6 protein-coding genes are annotated in these 5,066 nt (G+C 37.0%); 2 read left to right on the plus strand and 4 right to left on the minus strand.

Annotation, left to right across the window (positions count from 1 at the left end; all coding sequences use genetic code 11):
• Window positions 1-64 precede the first annotated feature (64 nt).
• The 3 genes from PVV65_RS08885 to PVV65_RS08895 all read right to left on the minus strand — a co-directional run bounded on the left by PVV65_RS08885 (window position 65) and on the right by PVV65_RS08895 (window position 3,834).
• A complete protein-coding gene (locus PVV65_RS08885) occupies window positions 65-1,231 on the minus strand; it encodes a site-specific integrase (RefSeq protein WP_273789914.1) in 1,167 nt (388 codons plus the stop codon).
• A 786-nt stretch (window positions 1,232-2,017) separates the two neighbouring features.
• A complete protein-coding gene (locus PVV65_RS08890) occupies window positions 2,018-2,512 on the minus strand; it encodes a hypothetical protein (protein WP_273754353.1) in 495 nt (164 codons plus the stop codon).
• Window positions 2,513-2,646: 134 nt separating this feature from the next.
• Window positions 2,647-3,834 carry an alpha/beta fold hydrolase gene (locus PVV65_RS08895; protein WP_273789915.1) on the minus strand — a complete coding sequence of 396 codons (1,188 nt, stop codon included), beginning with the start codon at window positions 3,832-3,834 and terminating at the stop codon, window positions 2,647-2,649.
• Window positions 3,835-4,317: 483 nt separating this feature from the next.
• On the opposite strand from PVV65_RS08895, the gene PVV65_RS08900 reads away from it, so the two are divergent.
• Window positions 4,318-4,575 carry a type II toxin-antitoxin system RelB/DinJ family antitoxin gene (locus tag PVV65_RS08900; RefSeq protein WP_273789916.1) on the plus strand — a complete coding sequence of 86 codons (258 nt, stop codon included), beginning with the start codon at window positions 4,318-4,320 and terminating at the stop codon, window positions 4,573-4,575.
• Between the two features lies 1 nt (window position 4,576).
• Window positions 4,577-4,849 carry a type II toxin-antitoxin system YafQ family toxin gene (locus PVV65_RS08905; RefSeq protein ID WP_273789917.1) on the plus strand — a complete coding sequence of 91 codons (273 nt, stop codon included), beginning with the start codon at window positions 4,577-4,579 and terminating at the stop codon, window positions 4,847-4,849.
• 23 nt (window positions 4,850-4,872) lie between these two features.
• On the opposite strand, the gene PVV65_RS08910 is transcribed toward PVV65_RS08905, so the two are convergent.
• Window positions 4,873-5,066 (minus strand): hypothetical protein (locus PVV65_RS08910; protein ID WP_273789918.1); only part of this gene is annotated, 194 nt, incomplete at its 5' end.

Here is a 5,066-nt window from a genome sequence, read left to right on the forward strand (position 1 = left end):
AGAAAGAATGAGAGAAGAGAGAGAGAAAGTTATCCACAGATAATGGGGTATTACACCCCATATCTTAAGCTTGACCTGTAACATAAGCCGCCCATTTATCCATATAGACACGGCGCTGTTCTAAATAGTCAGTACGACGATAGGCACGCTCTACTTTACCGCCCACTGTATGAGCTAGAATAGTTTCAGCGACCTCATAGGGGGCATCGGTTGTTTCAGCAAGCCAATTGCGTAAACTAGATCGAAAACCATGCGGGCAGGCATCAAGTCCAGTCTGTTGCATATATTGAGCCATACAATTTACCGCAAGAGGACCGCGACCGGTTGCAGAAAAAAGGAAACCATTGTGAGACAAAGGATGCGCTTCTTTAATCACTTTTAATGCTTCAGATGATAAAGGCACTCGAAATTCTATTGTAGCATCACGTCTACCTTTCATACCTTCAGCAGGAATTGTCCAAACATCATCTTCAATTTGATCTTCACGAATATGACGCAAAGGACGCGTACGAACCCCTGTAAGGATAAGCAAGCGTAATGCCAAATGTGTCATAGTTGTTTTTTGACAAAGTGTTTTATAAAAGGCAGGGACATCTTTCCAATCCATGGCTGGAAAATTTTGTGTTTTATGGCGTTGTTTACCTAAGAGAGCACGCGCTTTTTCTGTTGCCTGTAAGTCAACATTCAATCCTAGAGCAGCCGCATGTTTGAGACAAATATTGAGACGAATAAGAGCCCTATTAGCTGTTGCAGCTTTTGAATGCCAAATAGGGGAAAGCGTGTTGCGTATCTCTGTTTGTGTAATCTCTGAAACGGGGAGGCAACCTAATTTGGGTAAAATATGCAGTTTTAAAGGCGAAAACCAACGCCCATCTTTACCATCATTTTTTAATTCAGCTTTCCGACTTTCAAAAGTCTCTAAAGCAATATCTTTTAAATAATGGAGATTGCTTATTGCTTCACGCTTTTGTTTGTTGCGTTCTTGAATGGGATCACGACCTTCACGTAAAACAGAACGCCATTGATTTGCACATTCACGGGCTTGTTTTAAAGAAACATCTCTCAAGGCACCCAAGCCCATTTCACGGCGGCGCCCGTGAAGGGTATAGCGATAAAGCCATTGAGCACCCCCATCTTTACGCTTATGAAGAAGCAAGCCAGCACCATCATTATATTTGCCAGCCCCCAATGTTGCGACAGACCTTGCATTAAGACGGTTCATAAGAGCCATTTTTAGTCCTTTCTTTAACAATTTTTACCCACACGCCAGCCCCGCTTTTGACGTGCAAGGGAATGATTTTGATTGATTCAAGATAAACAGCTTTGAAGTGAGAGAATCTTACGTTATTCGGTGTTCTAATTCAATATGAATAACGCTAGATTATCATTATAAATCAATGTGTTATCCAAGGTCAAGTTCACTGTCTGTGTAGACAAAGGAGCATAATCACAGATGATTTGATTTATATTTTGGCTATGATTCCACTCAAGAATATCTGCACAAATCTGTTTGCTTTCACCCACTTCAACAAGAGAATCTGTATAAATCTCTTCTGCCATTTTGAGAGTAATATAAGTGTTATATAGTTGAAATAATAAGGAAAAAATTATCACAATGAACCGTGAAAAAACAAGTGTCAAAAGCGAAGATTTGAAGGTAATTGTTGGCTTTTTTTCTTTTGTATCAAGGCTGTACATTATAGTAACGAAACATTGTTTACTTATAAAATAAACATTGTGATTGCAGTTTCTATCATGATTGGCTGTTTCGTCAATCATTTTTAATTTTTCAGAAACTAGATTAAGGAGAGCCAAATCTTGTAAATCAACGCATACCTCTGCTGCCTCTCACTTCTTTCAAATCATCAGATATTCTTCCGCATACGGCATAGTTAATATATTTCTCTCTTTGAAATAGCACTTGGAATGCCCTATGAACTGATATTGTACGAAACGAAGTGAACGATAACTGCAATTTAAATGTACTGTTTATGATTAAAGAGAAAATATTTTTAATTTAACATTCTTTTTCAAAAAGATGTGGGCTTTCAATAATAAGCTTTTCTCGCGCTTTTTGTAACTGTTTAATGATTTCATCAATTTTTGATGGAGAATAAAGATATTCTTCGTTATTCAACAAATGCAACCTCTCCTTCCCTTCATATAAACATTGTATCTGAGATTGTAGTATTCTAATTTCTTGAAAGAAAAGACGTCCAGTTTCCTTAAAACCATTGTTAAGTGAAAAAAGTTGATCGGAAATGGAAAGCAAAATTTGTTTTAAAAAGCGCTCATTTTCTTGGCGTTTACGATATTCTAAAATAAGAGCATGGCTTATTTCATCTAATTGTTTTTTTGTAGAATCAATTTGACGCAATAAATTTGGTTTTTCCCCCATATCACCTTTTCTCACCTTCACAAGCATAGCATGAATTTCTAACAACTTAATTGCGGAATGAGATAAATAATCAACAATTGCAGGGGTATTGACATAGCTTTTCCGCGCAATCATCATAAATCCACCTAATAATAGCTTTTTACACCTCATCTCGCTATTTCGTTTTATTTTACAAAGCCATTCTAAAGAAAGTGCTAAAAAATATTCCTCCAATACATTATTTGATAGTTACCGCTCCTCTTTTTTTGCTATCGACCTGGAATCCGTGGAGAGAGAAAACGTAAAGGCGTATAAAGAATAAGATGTGTCGTTTTCTCTAATACACTGCTACTATCAGCAAGAAGCGCCTGACTAGGTGATAACTCTGTACCCTGCATAATTGTTGAAGCCAAAGACCCCTCTCGAGAAAGAGCCATCAACGTCGGTGAAGAAGCAAAAACATCATGCGTTCCACCATCAACATGAGAGAAATCAAGAACAGCTATGCCATTTTTACGTAACATTTCAATGTCAGAACCATCTCCCACCCGATGATGTCCACCGGTAAGACGTCCTGAAACAGCGAGTGCTTTATCCGCACGAGATACTAAAATGGCGGTTGGTTGAGGTAGTTTTTTAATATCATTAAGTTGGCGTTCAAATACATCAATATCAATGTCTGGCGCTGCCATTAAAAGACTTGTAATATGACGAATAGGTTCATATTTTCCCTGTAATGCTAGGGTCCTAAATGCCTCCATGATAACGAAGTTACCCATAGAATGGGCAATAACAGAAATTCGATCCGCCTTGGTTTTACTGATAAGTGTTAAAAGCTCTATGAGTCCATCCCGAGCAAAATTGGCGCTATCACGATCATAAATATAAAGAGGGACAGATCCAGCAGAAGGCCACGAATAATGCACAGTAACAACATCTAAAGAATAATCATATGTAAACTGAGCAGTACGAAATGTGCCATCTGCAAAATTGTTATTATAACCATGGATAAAAAGAAAAATTTCTCTTTTTCCTTTTGGTTTTTTTTCTAAAGCAGCATTTAATTGTTGTTTAAACTGTTCTTTATTATCATATTTTTGCAATGAGACTGCTGCAAAATACTTATCATGGGTAGGTTTATACGCATTTATTTCAACAAGTCCCTTTACATGTTGCTGAGGAATTCCGACATCAACGCGATTATAATGTACTTTATTCGATCGCTCTGAGCCATAAGGCTGAGCGTAATTATTTTGCATCATACGACTTGTTGCAACATACACCGGAACAATAGCTTTCGGAAGAATTGGTTTGCTTTCAACTTCCTTTTGCACTGCAATCATAGATGGGGTTGCATGTACCCCATGCCACAGGACGGCACGGGAATCACTACATGCTGATAATAAAGCAATACAAATAAGAAGTGTAAAATATCTTAGAATCACTCTACTTCTCACAGTAACTCTACCCCACCTATAAAAAATATAACGCTTTAAATGTACAAATAAAGTAATAAAAGATGAACAAACTATGAAGAAAACACCAAAAATAACACACAAAGAAATATTTCTCTATAATGGGAAAAAGTTTTCTATAATTTGCATAGACCACCTCTCTATATAACTTCTTCTCGTTACAGAGAAATTAATCGCCGATGGTGCGGTCGAGATGTACCATTTTATAACAATTTATCAACTGTTTTCAATGAATTAATAAAATTACTTAAAAACAAAACCACCTTTTGAACCACCTTATGTATAAAATCTATTACGCTATTAAATAGCATCGCCATCTATATATTGCAATTACGAATCAGCACTTCTTTTCGAGGTGTTTTTTTGCCGTACCTGCTGTCCAAAGGGTCTCTAATTCTAAAAAATTGACTTGAAGCTATAATGTAGCTACATTATAATAGAGGTTATGAATGGAGGTGCTAAATCATGAAAGCCGATTCTGTTGTTCGCGCTCGCATTCCTGCTGAAATGAAAAAACAAGCTATGATTACTTTAGAACGCATGGGATTAAGTGCATCAGATCTTATCCGTATAACATTCTTGCGTGTAGCTGAAGAAGGTTGTTTACCTTTTGAGCTTAAAGTACCTAATAGTGTCACACGTAAAGCTATAAAGGAATTAGACGAGGGTAAGGGTGAGACATTTAAAAATGCTGATGCTCTTTTTAAGGACTTAGGCATTTAATATGCTGATACCTGTTCGCTCACGACAATTTAAACGTGACGTGCGCAAAGCGGAAAAACGCGGTAAAAATATGAATAAGCTGCGTACACTGTTAAGTCTGCTAATTGAAGAGGAGCCATTACCAAAGCATTATTGTGATCATCCACTAAAGGGTGATTGGGCGGGATATCATGATAGTCATATCGAACCAGATTGGCTGCTTATTTATCGAATTGAAGGAGATAAATTACATCTTATTCGCACTGGAACTCACTCCGACCTTTTCAAAGAATAATTGTATGAAAAATTAAAAGTACTCTAACTTTTTGTTATCCATTTTTTAAAGTGTGAGAAGCTATTCTCTATGGCGTCTATGAAACGCGACAAATCCATTACAAAGATAAAGATAATGAAGGCAATCCACTTCATAATACGTGACATCATCTTTAAGCCTTGATAGGTTTCTATCATCTCGTGAAGCAACCGTTGTTCTGTTTCCGAAAGGTCTTTTC

The organism is Bartonella sp. ML70XJBT (assembly GCF_028618425.1).
Classification (GTDB): domain Bacteria; phylum Pseudomonadota; class Alphaproteobacteria; order Rhizobiales; family Rhizobiaceae; genus Bartonella.

Coding starts and splice junctions, on each gene's coding strand:
- PVV65_RS08905 (WP_273789917.1), top strand. CDS start 4,577: ATGCTGATACCTGTTCGCTCACGACAATTTAAACGTGACGTGCGCAAA.
- PVV65_RS08900 (WP_273789916.1), top strand. CDS start 4,318: ATGAAAGCCGATTCTGTTGTTCGCGCTCGCATTCCTGCTGAAATGAAA.
- PVV65_RS08885 (WP_273789914.1), bottom strand. CDS start 1,231: ATGGCTCTTATGAACCGTCTTAATGCAAGGTCTGTCGCAACATTGGGG.
- PVV65_RS08890 (WP_273754353.1), bottom strand. CDS start 2,512: ATGATTGCGCGGAAAAGCTATGTCAATACCCCTGCAATTGTTGATTAT.